This is a genomic window from Bartonella machadoae (assembly GCF_022559585.1).
Taxonomy (GTDB): domain Bacteria; phylum Pseudomonadota; class Alphaproteobacteria; order Rhizobiales; family Rhizobiaceae; genus Bartonella; species Bartonella machadoae.
In genome coordinates this window covers 2,555,110-2,578,923 of record NZ_CP087114.1, presented here as the reverse complement: position 1 = coordinate 2,578,923, position 23,814 = coordinate 2,555,110, and the positions used below count along the sequence as shown (strand labels likewise).

The 23,814-nt window shown below is 38.8% G+C and carries 13 protein-coding genes and 1 pseudogene; 8 read left to right on the top strand and 6 right to left on the bottom strand.

Going from position 1 to position 23,814, the window contains the following annotated elements; translation table 11 throughout:
• Positions 1–24: 24 nt before the first annotated feature.
• The 6 genes from ahcY (at position 25) to trxA (ending at position 12,765) form a co-directional block, all read left to right on the top strand.
• Positions 25–1,422: an adenosylhomocysteinase gene (ahcY, locus tag LNM86_RS12215; RefSeq protein WP_241437881.1), complete on the top strand. Its 1,398-nt coding sequence runs from the start codon at positions 25–27 to the stop codon at positions 1,420–1,422.
• Between the two features lie 38 nt (positions 1,423–1,460).
• Positions 1,461–3,926, top strand: coding sequence for a sensor histidine kinase (locus LNM86_RS12210; RefSeq protein WP_241437880.1), 2,466 nt, complete (start codon positions 1,461–1,463; stop codon positions 3,924–3,926).
• 52 nt (positions 3,927–3,978) lie between these two features.
• Positions 3,979–5,472 carry a tRNA (adenosine(37)-N6)-threonylcarbamoyltransferase complex ATPase subunit type 1 TsaE gene (gene tsaE, locus LNM86_RS12205; RefSeq protein WP_241437879.1) on the top strand — a complete coding sequence of 498 codons (1,494 nt, stop codon included), beginning with the start codon at positions 3,979–3,981 and terminating at the stop codon, positions 5,470–5,472.
• Between the two features lie 272 nt (positions 5,473–5,744).
• Entirely contained in the window at positions 5,745–8,858 is a 3,114-nt protein-coding gene (addB, locus tag LNM86_RS12200; RefSeq protein ID WP_241437878.1) for a double-strand break repair protein AddB, read from the top strand.
• Positions 8,855–12,331 carry a double-strand break repair helicase AddA gene (addA, locus tag LNM86_RS12195; protein WP_241439020.1) on the top strand — a complete coding sequence of 1,159 codons (3,477 nt, stop codon included), beginning with the start codon at positions 8,855–8,857 and terminating at the stop codon, positions 12,329–12,331. The genes addB and addA overlap by 4 nt, the downstream gene beginning before the upstream one ends.
• 110 nt (positions 12,332–12,441) lie before the next feature.
• Positions 12,442–12,765 carry a thioredoxin gene (gene trxA, locus LNM86_RS12190; RefSeq protein ID WP_241437877.1) on the top strand — a complete coding sequence of 108 codons (324 nt, stop codon included), beginning with the start codon at positions 12,442–12,444 and terminating at the stop codon, positions 12,763–12,765.
• Between the two features lie 107 nt (positions 12,766–12,872).
• On the opposite strand, the gene LNM86_RS12185 is transcribed toward trxA, so the two are convergent.
• From LNM86_RS12185 to LNM86_RS12175, 3 genes are all read right to left on the bottom strand, one after another.
• Positions 12,873–14,450: a peptide chain release factor 3 gene (locus LNM86_RS12185; RefSeq protein WP_241437876.1), complete on the bottom strand. Its 1,578-nt coding sequence runs from the start codon at positions 14,448–14,450 to the stop codon at positions 12,873–12,875.
• Positions 14,450–16,111: a lysine--tRNA ligase gene (locus LNM86_RS12180; protein WP_241437875.1), complete on the bottom strand. Its 1,662-nt coding sequence runs from the start codon at positions 16,109–16,111 to the stop codon at positions 14,450–14,452. Before LNM86_RS12180 ends, LNM86_RS12185 begins: the two co-directional genes overlap by 1 nt.
• Positions 16,112–16,515: 404 nt before the next feature.
• Entirely contained in the window at positions 16,516–17,742 is a 1,227-nt protein-coding gene (locus tag LNM86_RS12175) for an argininosuccinate synthase (RefSeq protein ID WP_241437874.1), read from the bottom strand.
• Between the two features lie 175 nt (positions 17,743–17,917).
• On the opposite strand from LNM86_RS12175, the gene LNM86_RS12170 reads away from it, so the two are divergent.
• Positions 17,918–18,556, top strand: a complete 639-nt coding sequence (locus LNM86_RS12170; RefSeq protein ID WP_241437873.1) for a LysE family translocator — start codon at positions 17,918–17,920, stop codon at positions 18,554–18,556.
• A gap of 2 nt (positions 18,557–18,558) precedes the next feature.
• On the opposite strand, the gene rlmN is transcribed toward LNM86_RS12170, so the two are convergent.
• The 3 genes from rlmN to ptsN all read right to left on the bottom strand — a co-directional run bounded on the left by rlmN (position 18,559) and on the right by ptsN (position 22,163).
• A complete protein-coding gene (gene rlmN / locus LNM86_RS12165; protein WP_241437872.1) occupies positions 18,559–19,788 on the bottom strand; it encodes a dual-specificity RNA methyltransferase RlmN in 1,230 nt (409 codons plus the stop codon).
• A 41-nt stretch (positions 19,789–19,829) separates the two neighbouring features.
• The gene (locus tag LNM86_RS12160; protein WP_241437871.1) at positions 19,830–20,333 is read right to left on the bottom strand and encodes an invasion associated locus B family protein; all 504 of its coding nucleotides are present in this window, start codon (positions 20,331–20,333) and stop codon (positions 19,830–19,832) included.
• 1,365 nt (positions 20,334–21,698) lie between these two features.
• Positions 21,699–22,163 (bottom strand): PTS IIA-like nitrogen regulatory protein PtsN, encoded by a 465-nt coding sequence (gene ptsN, locus LNM86_RS12155; RefSeq protein WP_241437870.1) that lies wholly within the window; start codon positions 22,161–22,163, stop codon positions 21,699–21,701.
• 1,187 nt (positions 22,164–23,350) lie between these two features.
• Between ptsN and LNM86_RS12150 the strand changes: the two are divergent.
• Positions 23,351–23,778, top strand: a pseudogene (locus tag LNM86_RS12150) (integrase); the annotation flags it as partial.
• Positions 23,779–23,814: the final 36 nt, after the last annotated feature.

Below are 23,814 nucleotides of genomic sequence, written 5' to 3'. Positions count from 1 at the left end.
AAAATAATTTTAAAGGAATAAAGAATGACAACTCTAGATTATGTTGTCAAAGATATTGCACTTGCTGCCTATGGACGTAAGGAGCTTGATATCGCCGAAACAGAAATGCCTGGGTTAATGGCTTGTCGTAAAGAATTTGCTTCCAGCCAACCTTTGCGCGGTGCACGTATTTCTGGTTCATTACACATGACGATTCAAACAGCTGTTTTGATTGAAACATTGAAAGCTCTTGGCGCTGATGTACGGTGGAGTTCTAGCAATATTTTTTCTACACAAGACCACGCAGCAGCAGCCATTGCAGCCACAGGGACTGCTGTTTTTGCAGTCAAGGGTGAAACACTTGAAGAATATTGGACTTATATAGATGCTATCTTTCAATGGCCTGATGGCAATCCTTCAAATCTTATCTTAGATGATGGAGCGGATGCTACAAACTATATTTTGATGGGATGCCTCGCAGAAGCAAATAACGATGTTCTCTCTCAGCCCAAAACAGAAGAAGAAGAACTTTTTTTTAAACAAATTCAAAAACGTATGACTGTCACACCAGGATTTTTTACACGCCAACGCGCAGCGATCAAAGGTGTGAGTGAAGAAACAACAACAGGGGTACACCGTCTTCATCAGTTACAAAAGCAAGGGCTTCTGCCTTTTCCTGCCATTAATGTCAATGATAGTGTCACAAAATCAAAATTTGATAATAAATATGGATGTAGAGAATCATTGGTAGATGGTATCAGACGCGCAACAGATGTAATGATAGCTGGCAAAACCGCTATTGTTTGTGGTTATGGCGATGTGGGTAAAGGTTCCGCAGCTGCTCTTTCCGGCGCTGGTGCACGCATTAAAGTAACAGAAATTGACCCAATCTGTGCTCTTCAAGCAGCGATGGATGGCTATGAAGTTGTTCATTTAGATGATGCCGCTGCGAGTGCCGACATTATCATCACGACAACAGGCAATAAAGATATTGTCCGCTTAGACCATATGCGGCAAGTAAGAGATATGTGTATCCTTGGAAATATTGGTCATTTTGATAATGAAATCCAAGTAGCAGCTCTTAGAAACTTGCCATGGACGAATATTAAACCTCAAGTTGATATGATCACCTTTCCTGATGGAAAACGTATTATTTTACTCTCTGAAGGGCGTTTACTTAATCTTGGTAATGCGACAGGACATCCCTCTTTTGTCATGTCTGCTTCTTTTACCAACCAAGTTTTAGCGCAAATTGAACTCTTTAACCGTGGAGAACACTATAAAAATGAAGTGACTGTTTTGCCTAAACATCTCGATGAGAAAGTTGCACGCCTTCATCTTGAACGGTTAGGAATAAAATTAACTGTTTTATCAGAAGAACAGGCTGCATATATTGGAGTTACACCTCAAGGACCCTATAAACCAGATCATTATCGTTACTAAAATGTTTCCTTGGGTTAAAAGAAAAAGGAAAAAGTGCCGTGCTCCGCTTTGGTGATTCTACCCCCAAAGAGAAAGCTTACAAAATGATCCGAATCTGTACGCATATTTTTTGCCTTCTTTTCCTTTTTTTCCCAGCAGACGTTATTGCTCAGTCATTAGAAATCCATCTACCCTTTTTATTCACTTTACCAAAGGGGCCATGGCTTCTTCTAGCATTGTGTGGAGGGGTTTCTTGTGCTTCACTTCTCACCTGTATAGCAGTTATTATGCGTGTGAAAAAAGCTTCACAAAAGCCTCTACAGGCTCTTCAAGCAGACTTTTCTGAAAAACTTAAATATTATGAATGGCTCCTAGAAGAAACTGGGCAATTGCTGCTTATTTGGGAAAATCCAACGGTTTCCCCTCGTATGGTTGGTAATATTCCCACATTACAAAAAGCGGGAATTGTGCAACAAGATTTTCAGCATTTTGCGCTTTGGCTTGAAGAAAATTCAAACCATGAACTTGACTACGCGTTAACGCAATTGCGTTACAAGTCTCATCCTTTTGAACTTTCTGTTACCACCAAAAACAATGTGTTGTTACAAGTGACAGGAGTCATTGCTGGAACAGTAGCCATTGCACGTTTTCAAGACCTCTCAACACAGCAGAGTGAAAATGCCCGTTTACAGAAAGATATCGCTAAAATCCTTATCGAACTGAGAATGCAGCGCAATCTGCTTGATTGTATTCAAGAACCCGTATGGATACGAGATTGTGAGGGAAAGATTTGTTTTGTTAATCGCGCCTTTAGAGAAATAACAGGTTTTCGAGAAGACAGTCATGAAATAGATGATCTCTTCAATGAAACAACACAACGCAAAACAGATGAGGCAGAAACGATTTTTCAAGAACATGTTCATACAGTTCTTGATGGAGAACGGCATTGTTTTCACCTTACACGCATTACGACAGCCGAAGGAATGGCAGCTTTTGCCCATGATGACAGTGCATATGAAAATCTTGCCAATGAACTAAAACGTGTACAGCAAAATCACTGTGAAACACTTGATAAAATCTCAACAGCAGTGGCTGTTTTCGATGCCAATCAGAAATTAAAATTTTGCAACCAAGCTTTTAAAATTTTATGGCCGTTAGAGAGTTCGTTTTTAGAAAGTGAACCAAGCCATACACTACTTCTCGAACGTTTGCGTGAAAAAGGACTCCTTGCTGAACATCCCGATTGGCGTGCGTGGAAAGAAGAACTTTTCAACGCCTATCGACAAACGGAATCGAATCAACAAATTTGGAATCTTCCAGATGGACGCACGGTACGTGTTGTTTCTAGTCCTCATCCACAAGGGGGTGTCACTTGGCTTTATGAAAATCTTACAGAAAAAATTGATCTTGAACGACGTTATAATACGCTCATTAAAATACAGGGGGAAACCCTTGATAAACTTTCAGAAGGTGTGGTGGTTTTTGGTACCGATGGACGTCTTCGTTTATCGAATCCTGCTTTATCAAAATTATGGTCTCTTCCCTATAATTTATTGGTGGAAGGCACCCATATTACGCAATTACAAAGCCATTGTGCTCCCTTAACCATGGGAAAAGAATGGGATCAATTTACCAAATTTATTACAGGTTTTGATGAAAAACGCGACACCTGTTCAGGGCGTATGGATCTCATAAATGGAATAATTATTGATTATACATTGGTCCCGCTTCCCAATGGGGAGACGATGCTTACCTTCGTCAATGTTACAGACAGTGTTCATATCGCGCGCGCTCTTCAAGAAAAAAATGAAGCTTTAGAAAGTGCTGATCGTTTGCGTAATGAATTCGTTCAACATGTTTCCTACGAACTGCGGACACCCCTTACCAATATTATTGGATTTTCCGATATCTTACGTGATCAAATTTTTGGCTCTGTCAATGAGCGCCAAAAAGAATATCTTGGGCATATTCATTCAGAATCAGGCACGCTTTTGAATATTGTTAATGATATTCTTGATCTTGCAACCCTTGATGCTGGTATCATGGAGCTAAATGTACAACCCGTTAATATTGCCGATGCTATGGTACAAGCCATAACACGTGTGGAAGAACGTGTTAATGGGCGTTATATTGTGCTTTCACAACAAATTTCCCCATCATTAAATCTTATCTACGCTGATGCAACACGTTTGCATCAAATCTTTGTTAATGTCCTCAGTAATGCCATTAATTTTGCAACAGAAGCAAGTACGATTGAATTTTGTGCCGATCAACAAGATGATAATATTGTCTTTAGTGTTCATAATGAGGGGTCTGATATTCCAAAAGATGTTCTGGATCGTATTTTTAAACGCTTTTCTGCCCATTCACATCATGGTGGACGCGCTGGAGCAGGTCTTGGTTTGTCTCTTGTGAAAAGCTTTGTTGAACTCCACGGTGGACATGTTGAAATTCTTACCGGTGCTGGACAAGGAACAACGGTTAAGTGTTTTTTCCCGATTTCCAAAGGAGATAAAGTGCTTTAATCTCGTTCTCTTTTATTAAAAAATTTTGTGCATCCATTTCACGGAACAGTTTATGAATTTTAGTTTTTTTCTTGAAAATGAAGAAGCAACAAAGCTTTTTGCGCAAGATCTAGCTCTTGCTCTAAGATCAGGTGATCTTGTAACACTACAAGGTGATCTTGGTACAGGAAAATCAACCATCGCACGGACAATCATTCACACCCTCGCTAACGACAATACATTGGACGTGCCAAGCCCTACTTTCACTCTTGTTCAAAGCTATCAACTACCACAATTTGACATTATTCATGCTGATCTTTATCGCCTTTCTATACCAGAAGAAATTGATGAATTAGGGCTTTATGAAGCACGTGAGAAAAATATTCTGCTTATTGAATGGCCAGAAAAAGGTGAAGATCTTTTAGGACAAGCAACCTTTGCTCTCACTTTACAATATAAAGACCAAGGGCGTTATGTGTCCCTTACATCAGAACAATATGCTACTGAACGTCTCCAGAAATCTTTTGCTATTCGTACATTTTTAAAAAATCATAATCGCGGTCATGTTCATCGTCATTTTTTGGCTCATGATGCTTCTACGCGCACCTATGAACTTCTCAAGGATGGAAATCATCAAGAAGTCCTCATGGATGCACAAATGATGCAGAAGAAACAAAATTCAGATCTTTCCTATACAAAAATGGCATATCTTGCACAGGACATTCGTCAATTTGTTGGCATTAACCAGCTTATTTTAGACAACGGATTTTCTGCCCCTCATATCTTTGTCGAAGACTTTGAAAAAGGCTTTTTGATTTTAGAAGATTTTGGATGTGAAGGGCTTCTAGATCAAAATGCTCATCCCATAGAAGAGCGTTACATTGCTTGTAGCGAATTGCTGGCTTCCTTTCATCAAAAATTGTGGCCTTCACAAAAGCAATTTGCAACATTTTTGCTTCAAATTCCCTCCTATGATTGCCAAGCACTACAATCAGAACTCTCCTTATTGCTTGATTGGTATTTGCCTTTTCAAACACAAAAGAGCGTAGATCAAGAACAACGTGAAGCCTTTTTTAGCTGTTGGCAGCCTTATCTCGATAGTTTGATCCAAGGAGAAAATACCTTTGTTATGCGTGATTATCATTCTCCTAATATTCTTTGGCGTATGCATCAGGAAGGAATGGCGCGTATTGGTCTTCTTGATTTTCAAGATGGTTTAAAAGGTCCAACAGCCTATGATGTTGTTTCTTTAGCACAAGATGCTCGCACCTTTATTTCTCCAACACTCGAGACAAAAATTCTCGATGCTTATTGCAAGGCACGCCATAAAGCACCACGCCCTTTTGATGAAAAGGAATTGCGCGTGCTTTATGCAATTGCAGGCGCCCAACGGGCTTCAAAAATTCTAGGAATTTTCATACGTCTTCACCAACAAGATGGAAAATCATCTTATCTGAAGTATCTTCCCCATATACAAGATTATCTTGCTCGCAATCTTTCACATCCAATGCTTGCACCTTTACAAAGATTTTATCAAGACACAGGACTTCTTGTAAAAGCACAATAAAATCTCACACCTTTAATCCCTAGATACTCTTGCTCTCATTAAAGTGTTTTTGCTAAAAAATGTGAAAATCAAGAGATTCCCATGGCTTTTTTCCAGACCTTTGATAAAAAAAAACAGAGATTATCTGGAAAGTTGGTTGTTTAACCTCTGTTGAAACATTCACTGCACAAGTTTCGCTTTTTAGTTTCTCTCTCCATGAAAATTGTATACAGTAGAGAGAACGTAAATCATTCATGATATGAAACATTTTCACGCATTCCAAACGAGATTACATGACCTATAAACCACGTGTCTTTTCTATTTCTCCGGGAACTGCTTTTCTACCGCATTTTGTTGATGCACTGCTCTCTGGTGCTCTTATTGAGAGTTTTGCACCAAATGGGGATATCCAAATAGCCCTTACCGATACCCTCATTTATGTGCCAACACGTCGTGCTGCCCGTGCTTTACGTACAGCCTTTGTTGAAAGAAGTGGTACAAAATCAACTTTCTTGCCAACTATTCGTCCGTTAGGAGATCTGGATGACGAGAGTTTTCTTTTTTTGGAAAACCATACCAAGACCCTGAATCCTCCCATTGGAGATACCGAACGTCTTTTGCTTTTAGCACGTCTTATTCGTCCTTGGCGTGAAAGTTTGCCGGCACATTTGCGTGCTATGTTTGGAACAGAAGATGTGCTTATTCCCGCTCATACTGCCGATGCAATTTGGCTTGCTCAAGATTTAGCAAACTTGATGGATGAAATTGAAACAGAAGCTGCAGATTGGTCAAAACTTAAAGAAATTGCACCCGATATGGTCGCTGAATGGTGGCAAATAACTCTCGATTTTCTCACGATTGTCACAGAAAATTGGCCAAAAATTTTACAAGAAAGACAACGGAGTAATCCGGCAGAATGGCGCAATCAAGCACTCAAAATACATGCTGAGACTTTATACCATACACAACCTGATAGGCCTATCCTTGCAGCTGGTATATCAGGTTCTATTCCCGCAGTTTCGGCGCTTTTAAAAGTGATTGCCTCCCTCCCCAAAGGTGCCGTTGTTCTTCCTGGACTTGATCTTCATATGGATGAAGAGCAATGGGAAGCACTAGGCGCAACCCATAAAGAAAAAACAAATTGTGATGTTTTCAATCATGCAAAGGATGCTTTTAGTCATCCGCAATATCATTTAAAAAAACTCCTCTCTCTCATGAAATGTCAACGTATTGATGTTCGCGAAATTGGTCAACAAAGTGCAACACAAAAAAGGCGTACGGCTCTTTTATCAGAAGCATTTCGACCAGCCTCTACAACAGAGCGCTGGGTCAAAATTATCCGTGATGATTATGAAAAGCTTTGTGCTGACTGGTCGTTTATTGAAGCTATCAACGAGCGAGAAGAAGCTCTTGCCATCGCTGTTGCTTTACGCAATGCTATTGAGGAACCTCAAAAAACAGCAGCTCTTATCACAAATGACCGTAATTTAGCACGCCGTGTCGCCGCTGAACTACAGCGTTTTGGCATTGAAGCCAATGATTCCGGTGGTGTTCCACTTGCACAAACATTGCCTTCAACCTTGTTACGGCTGCTTTTAGAAAATATATTTCAACCTCATGATCCAATTGCTCTTCTTTCGCTTCTCAAACATCCACTCACAATGCTTGGACAAAACCGGCAGCGTTTACGTGAAATGGCTGAAAACTTTGAACTGTTTGTTCTTCGAGGAAATACAAGCCGTATTAATCTTTGCGAATGTGATCAATTTCTCGAAAAATGGATAGAAATACATTTCGGTAATTCTTCTGAAATTGATGTTCTGGATCAACAAAAGTGTGAAGAAGCGCGTCAGCTTTGTGATCTTTTAGTCAAAGCTATCGAGCCGTTAACATCTCTCATAAAACAAGAGAAGGAATACACACTCAATGAAGTTGCAATAGCAACTGTTGAAGTTTTTGAAAATTTTGGGCGTGATGAAAACAATTCTCTTGTATCTCTTTATCAACATGAAGCAGGACAAGCTTTAGCAACTTTTTTGCGTGAATTGGTCAGTGATCAATCAGAATTAAAATTTTCCCTTTGCGAATGGCCCGCTATGTTTTCGGCTCTGATAGCGCCCCGTTCTGTTACCCCTTCTCCGGGGGGACATCCACGTTTATTTATCTGGGGCGCTTTGGAATCACGCCTGCAAACGGTTGATACAGTAATCATTGGTGGTCTTAATGAAGGATCTTGGCCAATTACAGCCCGTAATGATGCGTTTTTATCACGACAGATGAAAATGATGTTAACGCTTGAACCACCAGAAAAGCGTATTGGTCTTTCTGCCCATGATTTTCAATGGGCTATGGGAATGAATAAGGTGGTGATGAGCAGAGCACTACGGGTTAATCATACTCCTTCCCTTCCTTCACGCTGGTTACAACGCTTGGAAACGGTTATAGGAAAACAGGTTTGGCAACAAATCCGCGCACGAGGAGAAATATTGCTTCATTGGGCAAAAATGCTTGATAATACCAATATGAACACCTGTGTAGAACGCCCTTGTCCTGTCCCCCCTCTTGAGATGCGTCCACGTCATTTTTCAGTCACTGAAATTGCAACATTGCGGTATGACCCTTATGCAATTTATGCCAAAAAAATCTTGCGTCTCAAACCCCTTAAAGCCCTCATAAACGCTCCTAACGCTGCTGAACGTGGAATACTTTATCACGCTATTCTTGCTGCTTTTTGTACAAAAGTAAAAAATCCCAATGCTACAAATGCACTGGACGTACTTCTCGCTATCGGACGTAATGAATTCGATAAATTGAATTTGCCTGCCGATATTGAAGCAATCTGGTGGAATAATTTTGAAAATCTTGCTCCATTTTTACTCCAATGGGAACAAAGTTTAGGACCGCGAAAACGATATGCTGAAGTAGTATCACAAAAAATACCGATAGGAACAACAGGTGTAACGCTTTCAGGGCGTGCGGATCGTATTGATGTATTGCCAAATAAAATGGTTGAAATTGTTGATTTTAAGACCAGCGCTCCTCCCTCATCAAAACAAGTTCGCGATTTGTTATTTCCACAATTGGCATTGGAAACAGCTTTGCTTATGCGCGGTGCCTTTATAGATTTTCAAGATCTTATTCCTGTCAATTTATTTTACATTGCTCTCAATAAAAAAGGAAAAATTACTCCCCAATCAATTTTTTCAGAAAAAGAGCACCAAAACGTCATCAGTCTAGGTGAAAAAGCATGGCAACAGCTTATCGCATTAATGGAATATTATAACAATCCACAACAAGGCTATCTTTCACACGCAGTCCCTTTAAAAAAACAATATGAAAGTGATTATGATCATTTGGCACGGTTATGGGAATGGTCAAGTGGACTTCAGAAAGCAAATCAATCATGACTCTTTTTTCTATCCCTGAAGCAGCCCTTGAAGCACAAGAAACGGCAACACATCCAACAAAAAATGTATGGGTTTCAGCAAATGCAGGCTCTGGAAAAACCCACGTTTTAACCGAACGCGTTATTCGTTTGCTCTTAAACGGTACTCCTCCAGCACGTATCTTATGCCTTACTTATACGAGAGCTGCCGCCGCTGTTATGCAATCGCGGATTTTTCGCACACTCTCCAGCTGGAATGAACTTGATGATGAACAGCTGCAAAAAACCTTATCAAAGCTCGAAAATAAACCCATCAATGCACAAAAATTGACCTATGCACGTCAACTCTTTGCTCGTGCTCTCGAAACACCGGGGGGGTTAAAAATTCAAACTATTCACGCATTTTGTGAATCTCTCTTGCATCACTTTATGTTAGAAGCCAATATTGCTGGACATTTTGAACTCATCGATGATGTCAACCGCAAAAAATTATTACAAGAATCTCGTCGTCTGCTTTTGCAGCATAAAGATGCACAATCCGCTTTAAAACGCCTCCTTCAAGTCGTTAGCGAGCACACTTTTAATCAATTGCTGGATGAAGCAATCGCAAAACAACATAAATTGTCTGTTTTTTTATCTTCACTTCTATCTGAAAATGGAGAAGAAAAATTGCATGCGCTGTTTAACTTAGCGCCCGATGAAACCAAACAACAATTGCTAGAAAAAATTCAACAAACTGCTCGTCTTCCTCTTTATGCTCTTACGCATTGTCAAACCTATGGTAATAAAAACACCAAAGATACAATTGAGACACTTTCCCAATTAAAAACCACTTGTGATGAAACAGCCATCATAAACATTATTGAAAATGTTTATTTTAAAAAGAAAGATGAGCCTCGTAATTTTTCGCCTCTCCCTTCTAGAAAATCAGATGAAATTTGGCCCTTTATTCAACAAATGATTGAAGAAAAACAAAGCAAGCTTTCTGTTCTTTTAGAAAAATATCAATGTGCAAAAGTCCTCACACTCAATAGGGCTGCTTTTCAGCTTTGTGCTATTTACCTTAAAATCTATGCGAATTTAAAAAAAGCCAATGGCTTATTAGATTTTGATGACCTCATTGAACGAACGCTCCATTTATTGCAACGTAAAGGTGCAAGTCAATGGGTGCATTATAAACTTGATAGTGGTCTTGATCATATTTTGCTTGATGAAGCACAGGATACCAACCCTGAACAATGGCAAATTGTTCAACTTCTCGCACAGGAATTTTTCACTGGCTATAGTCAACGCACAAATATACGCACTCTTTTTGCTGTTGGAGATGAAAAGCAATCCATCTATTCTTTTCAAGGTGCTGCTCCAGAAAATTTTGCGGCAAATGGACGAATAATGCAAAAAAAAGCGCAGCAAGCACAACAGAAATTTGAAAAAATACAACTAAACTATTCTTTTCGCTCTACAGCTGATGTGCTTAAAAGTGTCGATCTTGTCTTTGAAACACCAGAAAATTACAAAGGGCTTTCTGCAGAAAACACAAAAACGGTGCATGAAGCTATTCGTGTTCATAGCCCTGGTGAGGTTGTTTTATGGGATGCTTTTTCCAAAGAAACACGTGAATTTCCTGATGATTGGCATGTAACTGTTGATCATTTAGATACGCCGGCAATACATTTGGCGGAAAAAATTGCTGAAACCATTGCTGACTGGTTAAATAAAGGAGAAATGCTGCCCGCAAAAGGACGTTTAATGCGTGCGAGTGATATCATGGTTTTGGTTCGTAAGCGTGACGAATTTGTCTCTGCGCTTTCTCGTGCACTTAAAAAGCGCGCTATTCCCGTAGCAGGCGCTGATCGTTTACAACTTACCAATCATATTAGTATACGTGATTTAATGGCACTTGCGCGTTTTGTTTTGCAGCCAAAAGATGATTTATCCCTTGCTTGTGTTTTAAAAAGTCCTCTTTTTTCGCTTAGTGAAGAAGAACTTTATCAGATTGCAGCACACCGTACAGGTTCCCTTTGGCAAAGCCTTTGTATGCATACATCATCGCACCCTCCTTTTAAAGATGCTTTTGAAAAATTAAGTAAATATCGCACTCTCGTGGATAAAATACCGGTTTTTGAATTCTATAGTCATATTCTAAACAATGATAAAGGACGACAAAGAATTCTCTCTCGCTTAGGATCAGAAGCAAATGACATCCTCGATGCTTTTATGGATTATACACTCACCATTCAAAAAACTGGGTTGCCAGGGTTACAAGCTTTTTTGGAAACGCTCAGTGTAAATGAACCAGAAATTAAACGCGAATTTGATCAAAATCATGAAGAAGTTCGTATTATGACTGTTCACGCTGCTAAAGGATTGGAAGCTGCGGTTGTTTTTCTCGTCGATCCTGGGAGCGCCATTTGGCATCCTAAACATGCACCACACTTTCTGAAAGTGCCCGTAAACAATACTCAACTGAGCGGTCAACAAGCTTTTATCTGGCGTCCCAACGCAGAATTTAACACAAAATCTTCTGAAAAAGCACTTTCACATTTAAAAGAGCGCGCAGAAGAAGAATATAAACGTCTGCTTTATGTAGGAATGACACGCGCTGAAGATCGGTTATTTGTTTGTGGTTATAAAAATGAGAAAGCTGCCTCTGGTACATGGCTACAATTGGTAAAGAAAGCGCTCAAACCACACGCAGTGCCAATAAAAGGTCCTACTGATGATATCGCAGCTTGGCGCTATTGTATAACACCCGCTTCTCATGCCCCAATAAATCCAGAAGGAGTTCATGCGAATAACCAAACGCTCTCACCTTTACCCGATTTTTTCTTTCATAAAGTCTCAGTAGAACCAGCTCTACCAAAACCATTAAGACCCTCTGTTGCTAGTCTCTCCATTGAGGTTGATAATGAGGTTTTTTCCAATACAAAGCAGTATAGTCTTTCACCTGTTTTAGGAGAAAAAAATACCAATAAAGCTTTTTACATTGAATATGGTCATGTTGTTCACAAATTGCTGCAATATCTACCCAATTTCTCCCCAGAAAAGCGCCGCGATTATGCTCAACACTATCTCAACACCAAAGTCTCTCATTGGCATGAAACCCAAAGAGAAAAAGCACTTCGTCATGTTTGGCAAATTTTAGAGCACTCCTACCTCAAACCCCTCTTTTCTGTCGATTCACGTGCTGAAGTTCCCTTAATGGGTATCGTAAAAATTCGTGGTAAAGAACAAGCAATTTCCGGTCAAATTGACCGTTTATACATCACACAAAACAGCATTATTTTTGCTGATTTTAAAACTGGAACTCCACCAGAAGATGAATCCGCCATTGCCTCACACTATTTACTGCAAATGGCTCTTTATCGAAAATTGTTGCAAGCTATTCATCCCGAAAAAGAGATTCAAGCTCTTCTTGTCTACAGTAAAGAAGTAAAAATTTTTAAACTTCCTCCGGAAAAACTCGAAGCGCTTCTTAATGAAATTGCTTTATAAACTGAGAAAATCCTTTTTCTGTAAAGAACCCTATCATTTATCTTTGCAATATAACTTGATATGAAACGTTATCGTACCAATCTATAGAAGTGAATATAAAGGATAAATCAATGACATGTATAAAAGTTGATAAGAGCAATTTCGAAAGTGAAGTTTTGACCTCCTCTACCCCTGTTGTGGTTGATTTTTGGGCAGAGTGGTGTGGTCCTTGCAAAATGATTGCTCCGATTTTAGATGAAATTGCAATGGAAATGCAAAATCACGTTAAAGTTGCTAAAGTCAATATCGATGAAAATCCCGAATTGGCTACTCAATATGGAGTGCGTTCAATTCCTACCTTATTGATGTTCAAAAGTGGAAAGGTTTCATCAAATATGGTTGGAGCCGCTTCTAAGGGGCGTGTTTCTGAATGGATTAAAGATAATCTTCATTAAAATCTAGCCATCATGATTTTTCTAAAAAGGAGAGAGACCAAAGCTCTCCTTTTATTTTCTTAAAAAATTTTTTCTTGCAAAAAAATATCCATCAAGAAATTGTTCTTTTATTCAGAGCGGACTTGATAATCTTTAAAAGCTGAAAATTTGATTTTTGGTGCCCGTTCTGCTTCATAATTCAATGAAAAATGATTTTCTGCTAAAAAAACGACATCGCCATCCAGATCATGAGCGATAGCAAAACGGTGATTGGTTATAAATTTGTTCAATTCATCTTTGCTCTGTGCTGAAATCCAACGGCATACGCTAAAGCGCGTCGATTCAAAACTCACTGGCAAGCCATATTCTATCTTCAGCCGTTCCTTTAAAACATCAATTTGCAAAGCACCAATCACACCAATAAGAGCAGGTGATCCATCTTCAGGGATAAATAATTGCACAACTCCCTCTTCAGCCATTTGTTGTAAGGCTTCTTTGAGTTTTTTTGCTTTCATTGGATCACCCAAATAAACACGACGTAAAATTTCTGGGGCAAAATTGGGCACCCCTTTAAAGAGGATATCCTCCCCTTCTGTTAATGTATCTCCAATACGCAATGTTCCATGATTGGGAATGCCTACTATATCACCGGCATAAGCTTGATCAGCAATTTGCCGCGAGCGAGCAAAGAAAAATTGTGGAGCAGAAAGGGTGATTGGCTTTCCTGTTCTTACCAACTTTGTCTTCATACCACGTTCAAGTGTTCCCGAACATACCCGAAAAAATGCAATACGATCACGGTGATTCGGGTCCATATTCGCTTGAATTTTAAAAACAAACCCTGTCATTTTAGATTCCGTTGCTGTGATATTGCGTTGATCTGCAATCTGATCTCGAGGGCTTGGACCAAAATCAGTAAGCGCGTTGATCAAATCACGAACACCAAAATTTCGTAAAGCCGAACCAAAATAAACCGGTGTCATATGTCCTTCACGAAAAGCCTGAAGATCAAAATTTTTGCAGGCGCTTCGCGCAAGTTCTACCCCTTCGATAAAAGACAAACGTTGGTTTTCAGGAAGCAAGTTCGCAACCTCATCTGGTCCACAAACCGTCTGTTGCATCACCTCATCATCTTTTCGACGAAAACGATTATGATAAAGATCAAATGTTCCAACAAAATCTTTACCCATACCAATTGGCCAGGTTATTGGTGCTGTATCAAGGGCAAGCTTTTCTTCAATTTCATCTAACAGTTCTATAGGATCACGCGCTTCACGATCCATTTTGTTGATAAAAGTAACGATAGGAATATCGCGCATCCGACACACCTCAAACAATTTCAGTGTTCTAGGCTCAATTCCTCGTGCACCATCTAGCACCATGATAGCACTATCAACAGCTGTAAGCGTGCGATAGGTATCGTCAGCAAAATCTTCATGCCCTGGAGTGTCTAACAAATTAAAGATATGATCTTCATATTCAAACGTCATCACCGATGTCACAACGGAAATACCGCGATCGCGCTCAATATTCATCCAATCAGAGCGGGTTTGAATACGATTTTTTTTTGCCTTCACTTCACCAGCAAGCTGAATAGCTCCACCAAATAACAACAGCTTCTCTGTTAGCGTTGTTTTCCCCGCATCTGGATGGGCGATAATCGCAAAGGTGCGACGCCGCTTTACTTCTTGTGCTCTCTTTTCCATTATTCCCCCACAGGGCGCGCAAGTGCTTCAGCAATCAATGCACGCATTTCCTTAATCCCATATAAGGCAATAAAGGATCCCCATCGTGGTCCTCGTTCTTGCCCTAACAAAACTTCATAGAGCATTTGAAAAAACACATTTGAAACACCCGGTCCCCCTTCAGGGCTTTTCTTGCTATGATCTTGATAGCGTTCCGTTAAACGTGCAACATCAAGAAGCGCATTTTGAAGCGTATTTCCATCAGCATTTTCAGGCAAACTGGCTAATTTTGCATCTATTTGTGCTAATGTGGTTCGTTCACTGTCATCTGGTGTTCGAAATTTTTTATTTGGTTTAACAAAAAGTTCAAAATATTTCAGAGCAAATTGCACCAACTGATCAAGTTCCGGATAAGTTTGTGCATTGGCACCATTAGCATAACGAGAAATAAAGCCCCAAAGAACCTCTTTATTCTCTGCATTTGAAGCACTTACCAAATTCAGGAGCATGGCAAAGGATACAGGTAAATCAACCTGCGGAGGGAAACCATTATGGATATGCCATACAGGATTATTAAGCCGTTCTTGCCATCCTTGACGACCATAGGCTGAAAGATGTGCATAATATTCATCAACGGCTTTTGGAATGACATCAAAATAAAGCCGTTTGGCTGTTTTGGGCTTTGAAAACATATAGAGCCCAAGACTCTCCGTTGGTGCATAGGTTAACCACTCATCAATGGTTAAACCATTTCCTTTGGATTTAGAAATTTTTTGCCCCTTATCATCCAAAAAAAGCTCATAGTTAAAGCCTTCTGGTGGATTTCCACCAAGCACTTTGCAAATTTTAGAAGAAAGATTAGTAGAATCAATCAGATCTTTTCCCGCCATTTCATAATCAACACCAAGCGCTTTCCAACGCATCGCCCAATCTACCTTCCACTGGCATTTGACTTTCCCCCCTGTAACTTCTGTCTCAATGGTTTCTCCTGTTTCAGGCTCAATATAAGTAACGGTGCCTTTTTCAACATTACGAGCAATCATCGGAACCTGTAAGACTTTTCCAGAAAATGGGGAAATGGGTAAAAAGAGTGAATAAGTCGCGCGTCGTTCTTCACCCAATGTTGGTAAAACAATTGCCATCACTTTATCATAACAAGCAAGTATCTTTAAAAGTGTTTCATCAAAACGACCGGAACTATAATAATCTGTCGCACTGGCAAATTCATAATCAAAACCAAAACGATCAAGAAAAGCACGTAAACGCGCATTATTTGCCGCTCCAAAAGAGGGGTAAATATCCCCAAAAGGGTCTGGTATACAACTAAGCGGTCGACCAAGATAATTTTCCATCTTCTCGCGATCAGGCACATTATCAGGAACTTTGCGTAAACCATCCATATCATCAGAAAAACAAAGCAGTTTTGTTTTAACTTTATTCTCTGTAAGAATATGAAAAGCATGGCGTACCATGGTGGTACGTGCGACTTCCCCAAAGGTGCCAATATGTGGCAAACCAGAAGGACCATAGCCTGTTTCAAATATCACACTCTCTGGGTAACCTGTTTTTTCATACCGTTTGATAATTTTACGTGCTTCTTCAAACGGCCAAGCTTTCGATTGAACCGCTGCATCTCTTAATTCTGGCGTAAGGTTAAGGGCATCAAACTGGTCACGCATCATTATCTTTATCCTAAAATGAAATTCTTGAATGGCTTTGTGTATGGCTATTGTATTTATTCGTCAATAATAGCCGCGCTAAAAGCGGCTAAAAATCTTTGCACCACGCTTTTGCTATGGCTAAGATCCTCTCTCCTCTTTCCATTGTCTTCTCTTTTGTTTCTTTATCAACAAAGCATAAGTATTATGAGACATCATTTTCTCCTTTTGATTCTTGGTATTTTCATTGCCATGATTCTAGAAGTTCTCCTATTACACGTATCAGAAAAAAATCCTCTAGAATCAAACTAAAAGAGGATAAAGAGCCTACGCACAAATATCAATGAATGAGAAAAAAGCGTAAAATTAAACATTCTATAAAGAAAACACCTTTTTATTATATTTTAAGGGTCGTTTTATAGAATTGTTTATTTATATTCCAATGAGCGCGCTGCCAATATACGCAAACGCAGGGCATTTAATTTAATAAAGCCAGTAGCATCTTGTTGATCATAAGCACCTTCATCATCCTCAAAAGTTACCAATTTATCTGAATAAAGAGACTTGTTGCTTTGGCGTCCTTCAACAATGACATTCCCCTTATAAAGCTTTAATGTAACTTCACCTTCAACATTTTCTTGGGATAAATCAATCGCAGCTTGTAACATTTTCCGTTCAGGCGAAAACCAAAAGCCATAATAAATCAGTTCTGCATAACGCGGCATCAACTCATCTTTCAAATGCGCCGCTCCTCGATCTAATGTTAAAGATTCTATTGCACGATGAGCCGTTAAGAGAATGGTCCCTCCTGGTGTCTCATAAATGCCTCGCGATTTCATGCCAACAAAACGATTTTCTACCAAATCTAACCGACCGATACCGTTGTCTCGTCCATAACGATTCAATTCAGAAAGTAAATTCGCGGGAGATAAATTTTCTCCATTGATTGAAATGGCATCACCTTTCTTAAAGCCAATCGTGATTCTGGTGGCTTTATCTGGAGCAGCTTCTGGCGAAAGAGTCCGCATATGCACATATTCAGGAGCAGGAAGTGCTGGATCTTCCAGCACTTTTCCTTCTGATGAAGAATGCAATAAATTTGCATCCACAGAAAAAGGTGCTTCTCCTTGTTTATCCCTCTCTACCGGAATTTTATGTGCATGTGCAAAGTTAAGCAAATCCGTCCGACTTTTAAAAGACCAATCACGCCATGGAGCAATAATTTTGATATCAGAGTTAAGCGCATAAGCAGAAAGCTCAAAGCGTACTTGATCATTGCCCTTCCCTGTCGCCCCATGGGCAATTGCATCTGCTCCTGTTTCTTTGGCAATTTCAATAAGGCGTTTTGCAATAAGCGGACGAGCTATTGACGTCCCCAAAAGGTAGGTTCCTTCATAAACTGCATTCGCTCGAAACATTGGAAAGACAAAATCACGTACAAATTCTTCACGCAAATCTTCAATATAGATTTCTTTAACACCAAGCATCTCAGCTTTACGGCGGGCAAGTGCCAACTCTTCCCCCTGCCCTAAATCAGCTGTAAAAGTTACAACTTCCGCACCTAATTCACTTTGTAACCATTTAAGAATAATCGACGTATCCAACCCCCCTGAATAAGCCAAAACAACTTTCTTTACGTTTTGCCATTTTTTCATTTTAAAGCTCTATATGGTTTGCTTTCTTTGCTTGTACTTAGAAAGTACAACAATATAAGCAGTATAAAATAAATTCTCTTTAAGCAACATTAAAAAGACGCAAAAAAATGTAAGTGGGAAGCGTTCTTATAGAACGCCAATATTGAAAACCGTTTACAAACAAGAGGAGATTTACGTGTCATTTCTACCGGAGTGGTCTATTGTTGTACAATTCGCTTTAGCATCGTTGATTTTAGCACTTATTCCCGGACCTGATATCATGCTGTCTGTAGGACGTACTATTGCACAAAGCAAAAAAGCTGGGATTATGTGCGCTTTAGGAAGTGCAACGGGTTTTGCTATTCAGGTAACAGCTGTAGCACTTGGCTTATCCGCACTTATTTTAGCTTCACCACGCGCTTTTTTTCTCCTCAAAATTGCTGGAGCTTTTTATCTTTTATGGCTTTCCTTGCAAGCATTATGTAAAAATTCAACATTTTCTCTCAAACAAACACCTCAGAAACGCCAAAGCCTCAAACGTCATTATTTTACCGGTATTGGAATTAATATTTTAAATCCTAAAGTTATTCTTTTCAACGTAACTTTCTTACCACAATTTATTCATGCTAATGATCCCATGGCTACACAGAAATTACTCATTTTAGGACTTTCTTACATCCCCATTTCTTTACCAATTATGATTTCCATGGTTTTTATGGCTCATAAACTTACTCAGAACCTTAAAAAAAATCCCTCTTATCTGCGCTTTTTGGATTGGTTCATGGCTAGTATTTTTACCAGTTTTGCTTTACGTCTTCTTATTACCCAAGATTAAAGTTATTTATTGCCAACTGCATCTGCAAATTTTAAACGTTCAGATTTGCGTAAACGCTCTGAAGCTGATTTAAGTTGGCCACATGCAGCTAAAATATCGCGCCCACGCGGCACCCGAATAGGTGAAGCATAGCCTGCTCGATTAACCACATCAGCAAAACGCTCAATTTGTTCCCAGTCAGAACATTGATAATTACTTCCTGGCCATGGATTAAAAGGAATCAAGTTAATTTTAGCAGGAATTCCTTTTAATAATTGAATCAATCGCTTCGCATCATCCAAACTATCATTGATATCTTTCAACATAACATATTCAAATGTAATGCGCCTAGCATTAGAAAGACCAGGGTAATTTCGGCAAGCTTCCATCAAGAGAGAAAGCGGATATTTTTTATTGATGGGAACCAGCATATCCCGTAGTGCATCATGCACTGCGTGGAGTGAAATTGCCAACATCACTCCAATTTCTTCTCCAGTGCGGATAATTCCAGGAACCACACCGCTGGTTGAAAGCGTAATTCGACGTTTCGATAAAGAAAGCCCCTCTCCATCAGAAGCAATCAATAAAGCTTTTTTAACTGCTTCAAAGTTATAAAGTGGCTCTCCCATCCCCATCATAACGATATTGGTGATTTTGCGTCCTTCAATTGGAACGATTGCTCCATCAGGAGTATTCTTATCAGGAAAATCACCCAAACAATCACGTGCAACTAACAATTGCGCTAAAATCTCTTCCGCTGTTAGATTACGAACAAGGACTTGCGTTCCCGTATGACAAAAAGAACACGTTAACGTACATCCTACCTGCGATGAAAGACATAAAGTACCACGCCCTTCTTCGGGAATATAAACTGTTTCAATTTCTACAGGTCTTCCTGCTCCACGTGCTGGAAAGCGCAACAGCCATTTACGCGTACCATCTCTTGATATTTGTTCTCCAACAATTTCCGGACGTGCAATGGAAAAATGACTTTTAAGCATCTCTTGCAATGGTTTAGAAATATTTAGCATTTCATCAAAACTTGAAACACCGCGCACATAAAGCCAATGCCAAAGCTGACGTACACGCATCCGCGTTTGGCGTTCTGGCACACCAATTGTTTTTAAAGCTTGCATCATCTCAGCTTGCGATAAACCAATTAAAGAGAGCTTAGAACTCTCCTCCACGACAACACTCTTTGTTTCTCGCGTTATGCATGAACCAACTGGTTTAAGGTCATAGGAAATGGCCATCTTTTTCCAATTTATATCAATAATTTAAAATTACACGAATCTTAATGACACTTCTGAGCTGCATTCAACGCAGCAGTAATTCCTTTTAAGGAATAAGTGTAGGTGGTATTTGTCCCCCGTTTTGATATAGCTTTCACTGTCATCTTCATTCCAGAACGCATAGCAGAAACAAGCTGTTTTTCTAGCGCAGATGATGCTAACCAAGCTGAGGAATCCTTCGTGAAAAATTCAAAATCTACATTTTCAATGGTTACAGTAACTTTTGACCCTTCTTTAAGAGGATAACCCGCCATAAATTGTGGTTCAAAGGAGACCGGAGAATTTGAACGCTTGGTAACCAAAAAGAAATTATCGCCATGTTTAACTGTCGTTGGAAGTGCTTCCAAAGGTACCGATAATACATAGCAAATTGTATTCTTTGGCGATTGATAAGAATACGCCCCCCATGCTTCAAATTGGTTTAAGCGGCTTGGCGTTTGTGCACATAGTGCTCCAACAGAAACCAGAACCATTATAAATGTAGCAATAACAGTCTTTCTAACCATCTTCATTTAGCTCACTTCTTTAGTCTTTAAAAAGATTCTCTTCATTGAAAAAGCTCAACAAAAACTTTCGATGCTTTAGTGTAATCACTCTTATCCCTTCAACAAGCAAAATATTTCCACACCAAATAGCAAAGATCTTTACGTTTAAGTCTAACCATTCAGTTGTTATCAACATAAATTCTTTACTCAACAATGAGGTGTAAAAAACAATATTTTGGTTTTACACTAAAAATCCTCTTTTTCGTATAAAAACTTCTCTTTTTCAACAACCAGGATTCAAAACAACATGCGAATATAGCACCACCCTGTTAACAAATAAACTACGCCCCCTGATCAGGCAATTTCTTGCAAATACCGTGAATGTACCTCATAAAGGAATACGCCTTATTTCGCAACTTTGAGGATATCATTTATAATTTAACATATTCAACGCATTTGCGTTAATAAAAATTGCTTAATACTCTTCCTGTTATCAATTATAGTGCGTCTATCGTTCGTGTTCAATAGCGCTTAGAGCCCACCTTTTCATACTCTTCAAACTGTTTTACAAAAAAATAGCAAATATTATCAGTATATTTACCAAGAAATACAAAAATTTTAGCACTCATCTTAACAACGATATGGCGCTTTTCTTACTTTGATACCATTTAGGCTTGTTGATATGCTTGATCATTTTCATTTGCCAATTTTTGACGTGATCCCAATAGTCTCAATCAACTTAACCATCCTGTTTTACAGATTCGATAAATCCCACCTCTCCTTTACTGAGGACTTTTGAAGAGTTCATTTGTTAAAATATTATCATTTTGTTTTGATGTAATTTATAACAAAATATCAAATTTTTTTCTTTTCAAGGCTTTTTCTAATCCCCTCTCTTATTTTTCTTTGAATAATCTGTTCAATCAATTAAATGGTCATTAAATAAGCTTGTACGCACAGAACAATCCTCTTGCTCAATCCAAAACCTATCATTTTCACGTCTACTGTACAAAATTATTTTTTGCGCATTGATTCCAAGTAAAAACCAACATTTAAATCAAATCTCTCCTTTAAAAATTAATCTTTCTCATCATTTTACGCAGGGAATATAATATCCTTCATCCCTCCTTGAATTTTAAAGATGAAACCATCTTAACCTACAAAAATCTCATGCACGGACAAACAAAATCTAAGAGCGAAAAGAACAGACCTTTAGCGCACAAAAATAACAAAAGATGAAAGTTGTTACTGTTTTTTTAAGCGAGAATTCTTCTTGATGAAAATGTCTTTTAAGCCACATGATAAGACAGCGATACTAATATGCAAACCGTATCATTTTCCAATCTGCTCTGTGGTGCACTCTCGACAACGTACACCACACTTTTTTTAAGCTACATTTGATTCTGAATTTTGAATTAATAGAGTATAAAGCATATGAGCATCATGCGTATTACGCAGTTTTTGTACAACATCAGCATGACGCAAAACACGCGCAATCTGCGATAAAGCTTTTAAGTGGTCTGCACCAGCATTCTCAGGCGCTAAAAGGAGAAAAATAAGATCTATAGGCTCATCATCAAGAGCTTCAAAATCAACAGGGGTTTCAAGGCGCGCAAAGATACCAATGATTCGATTCATATCAGGCAGTTTTCCATGTGGAATCGCAATACCACTCCCCAAGCCTGTTGATCCTAGTTTTTCACGTTGCAAAACAATATCAAAAATTACACGTTCACTCAAACCTGTAAGCTCTGCAGCTTTTTCAGATAAAATTTGGAGAACTTGTTTCTTCGAATTCGCTTTAAGAGCCGGAATAATTGCTTCCGGTGCAATTAACTCACTCAAATTCATATTTTAATTTTCCTTTTACACGCTCAAACGCTCACCAAAAAATTCGTAAACGGCGTGAATTAAAGTTCTTTCACTTTCTTGCATCATCGTATGGGACTTTATTTTTCAATTTATAATGGGTGATGGATCACTCATCTTATGTCACTATCCGTGCAACAATAAAATAGTTACTCAGCTCCTCATTAACAGCATGACAAAAAAAGAAATCACATTGTCCATAAAATTCATCTCTTTATGAAACTCTCAAAGGCCATCATTTAATCTTTTTGTCACAAGAGCTAATGTATAATTTCTCATCAGATTTTCCTCTTCCTTTTAAAACCTAACTCCCAATAAAATGAGAAGCATACCGAGGCAAAATGGTATTTCACTTCGACAATCTCTGCGCAGCTTGAATACTGTCCAACTAAAATGATTAAAAAAAGCTTTAAGTCGTTCGACAACTCTTTTAAAGAGCGTTACATCTTTAGGTTAATATTCGCTGTCGGATACCCCGCTTTTAAATACGCAATGCAAACCAACAAAATCTCATAAATCCTGTTTGAAAACTGTAATATATGTACCCCATGGTGCTACCATAAAAATATCCGAAACAGTGCCATTGATCTGTTGTTTAATTCAATAAGGAAAAGCATTATCAATACTACACACCTTTCAGCAATATGCGCATTTACTTAAAGCCTTGTTTACCATTCATTATCAGGTTAATCTAGTAATATCTTTCCCATGGTACAATCAAACGCAAATTCAACCTATAAAATAATAAAATTATATCAGCTTAATGTTCTTTTACATTGAGCAAAAATTAAGTTCAAAAGATTAATTGTAAAAAAAGTTTTGGCACAAATAAGGAGTTTCTCAACAACATAATTATAGTTCCTGCAATGTATTAATAATTATTCCTTGCTATGTTATGAACATACAGAGTGCGTTCCCTATAGAATCAAAATAGAGTTCCAATCTCTTCTGGGTAATGGATGTTTCATTGTCTGTATATACAAAAATGGAGCGCTTGTACCCATTATAGAAGCGTATTGATTTATAGTTATACATTTTGAATGAGAGCCTCGAATATCCTAAGATTCTCTCATTCCAAACCTGCTTATGTTGAATCAATCAAAATCATCCCCTTGCACATCACAAGTGGGATTAACGTGTGGATAAAAACCATTTAGAAAGGAGTAAAAATGCCTGTTATGCATCGCCTAAATACAAAGGGCTGTCGCACCATTGGAAGCCGGTAAAGAGTCTAGTGGTGCCGACTTGCTCCTTCATAAGCGTAAAGATGGTGGTACTCAATGGATTTACTGGGGATTTACCGGTATACCCTTTACAGGCGGCGTCTTGAAATGGGCTTGAGTGCTTTAATAGATGTCTCTTTTAAAAAAGCCCGTAAATGTACAACTGGGTGGCGGTCTGTTTTATATGATAGTCGTGATACCATTAAAAAACATAACAAACAAAAGCGTGAGACAATGCGTAATCTGCATGATTTGAAAGATATTGCTTTAGATACTTTTGAAAGTCGTAAAGCAAAGTAAAAAACGATGGTAAAAATGGATTTTGGTTTTCACTTTTACAACTTCATATTCTCCCTAAATTGACCGCCTTCCCATATCCCGTTTAAGATTAAGGAAAACTCTTTGAAACT

Coding starts and splice junctions, on each gene's coding strand:
- tsaE (WP_241437879.1), top strand. CDS start 3,979: ATGAATTTTAGTTTTTTTCTTGAAAATGAAGAAGCAACAAAGCTTTTT.
- addA (WP_241439020.1), top strand. CDS start 8,855: ATGACTCTTTTTTCTATCCCTGAAGCAGCCCTTGAAGCACAAGAAACG.
- ahcY (WP_241437881.1), top strand. CDS start 25: ATGACAACTCTAGATTATGTTGTCAAAGATATTGCACTTGCTGCCTAT.
- trxA (WP_241437877.1), top strand. CDS start 12,442: ATGACATGTATAAAAGTTGATAAGAGCAATTTCGAAAGTGAAGTTTTG.
- LNM86_RS12175 (WP_241437874.1), bottom strand. CDS start 17,742: ATGAAAAAATGGCAAAACGTAAAGAAAGTTGTTTTGGCTTATTCAGGG.
- ptsN (WP_241437870.1), bottom strand. CDS start 22,163: ATGAATTTGAGTGAGTTAATTGCACCGGAAGCAATTATTCCGGCTCTT.
- rlmN (WP_241437872.1), bottom strand. CDS start 19,788: ATGGCCATTTCCTATGACCTTAAACCAGTTGGTTCATGCATAACGCGA.
- LNM86_RS12180 (WP_241437875.1), bottom strand. CDS start 16,111: ATGATGCGTGACCAGTTTGATGCCCTTAACCTTACGCCAGAATTAAGA.
- LNM86_RS12160 (WP_241437871.1), bottom strand. CDS start 20,333: ATGGTTAGAAAGACTGTTATTGCTACATTTATAATGGTTCTGGTTTCT.
- LNM86_RS12185 (WP_241437876.1), bottom strand. CDS start 14,450: ATGGAAAAGAGAGCACAAGAAGTAAAGCGGCGTCGCACCTTTGCGATT.
- addB (WP_241437878.1), top strand. CDS start 5,745: ATGACCTATAAACCACGTGTCTTTTCTATTTCTCCGGGAACTGCTTTT.